The organism is Blautia sp. SF-50, assembly GCF_900101315.1.
Lineage (GTDB): Bacteria > Bacillota > Clostridia > Lachnospirales > Lachnospiraceae > Blautia_A > Blautia_A fusiformis.
The window spans coordinates 1-1,722 of record NZ_FMUW01000071.1; the positions used below are offsets into that span (position 1 = coordinate 1).

Below are 1,722 nucleotides of genomic sequence, written 5' to 3' on the forward strand. Positions count from 1 at the left end.
AGTTAAATGAATTTTTAAATTCTACCTTGCAAGAGTAAATTCTATACCTGTAGAAATTACTTCTGCATGGATTTTTCCTTCTTCTTTTTATAAAATACTACTGCAGATGATCCCCTGCCTGTGCAGAAGGAGGATAAAATGAATACAGGAAGACCAAAAGGCAACCAAAAACATCTTGACTTATCTGCACGTATTATAATCGAACAGCATTTAAATAACGGTGATTCATTTAGAAGTATTGCAATAGAATTAAGCAAGGATCCAAGTACCATATCCAAAGAAATCAGACGTCATTCCATTATCAGGGAAAGAAGCGCAGATGCATTTGCCCCTATTCCCTGTGCAAACAATTATGATAGTTCAAAGCCGCGGACAAATATATGCAATGTCATGCATATGTGCGGTGATAATGAATGTCGGCGCAAATGTGTCCTCTGCAGAAAATTCAGATGCAGCGATGTCTGTAAATTTTATAAACCAAGAGAATGTGAAAAATTAAATAAACCTCCTTATGTGTGCAATGGATGCAGCAAGAGAACGAATTGCATGATGGACAAAAAGATCTATTCTTCAAAATACGCCCAGGACTCCTATGAAGCCCTTAGGACTACCAGCAGAGAAGGGATCAACCAGACACCGGAAAGTATACAGAAACTGGACAACCTGTTGTCACCGCTTCTCAAAAAAGGACAGTCCATTGCCCACATCTACGCATCTCATGCTGATGAGATCGCCTGTTCCAGAAGAACCATATACTCTTATATAGACCGTGGCATTTTTCAAGCCAGAAACATAGATCTGCGCCGTAAAGTGGTATACAAGCAGAGAAAAAGAAAAACCACTACCAGCCTTAAAGACAGAAGTTTTCGAAAAGACCGGGGCTATAAAGAATTCCTGGAATATATCGCAGCGAACAAATCTGTTTATGTAGTCGAAATGGATACTGTTGAAGGAGCAAAAGGTACCAGTCCCTGCTTTCTGACTATGTTCTTTCGAAACTGTAGCCTTATGCTTATGTTTCTTTTAGAAGAACAGACCCAGAAAGAAGTAACTAGGATTTTTGATCATTTAACAGAGTTACTTGGAATTGAACTGTTCCAGAAACTTTTCGAAGTAATACTTACAGACAACGGGCATGAATTTCAGGACCGGCAGAGTCTGGAATATAGCAAAAATGATGAAGTACGCACACGCATTTATTATTGTGATCCCAACCGTTCTGATCAAAAAGGTGCTCTTGAAAAGAATCATGAATATATAAGGTATGTCCTGCCAAAAGGAACAAGCTTTGAAAAAATGACAGACAAAACAACGCTGCTGTTATTAAATCATATCAATAGCGAAAAACGGGACAGCCTCAATGGACACAGTCCATATGAAGTATCCCGTCTCCTGCTGGATAACAGACTTCATAAAGCATTAGGATTAGCAGAGATACCAGCCGATGAAGTCACATTGATACCAGCATTAATAAAATAATAATAACAATACAGGCACAGGCAAGTTTCATTGCATAGAATTTAGTCTTTCCAACAGACATGTGGAATTTAGTCCTGCACACTATTTCCAGATGTCCTTTTATCATGCAAAAAACTATGCTGTTTATGCCGTATAAAAGCATTATATACTAAAAAAATCAAGTTGTATATCTCCGAAAATAGAATTAAATCCCGCATAAAATCAAGGTATATTAGAATGTAGAATTTACTTTTTCATTCAAGC

Annotated in this window: 1 protein-coding gene; it reads left to right on the forward strand. The window is 37.6% G+C overall.

Features of this window, described 5'->3' with window-relative positions; all coding sequences use genetic code 11:
- The first annotated feature begins 138 nt into the window (after positions 1–138).
- Positions 139–1,479, forward strand: a complete 1,341-nt coding sequence (locus tag BLP57_RS17490; RefSeq protein WP_008708155.1) for an IS30 family transposase — start codon at positions 139–141, stop codon at positions 1,477–1,479.
- The last annotated feature ends 243 nt before the right edge of the window (positions 1,480–1,722 follow it).

Coding starts and splice junctions, on each gene's coding strand:
- BLP57_RS17490 (WP_008708155.1), top strand. CDS start 139: ATGAATACAGGAAGACCAAAAGGCAACCAAAAACATCTTGACTTATCT.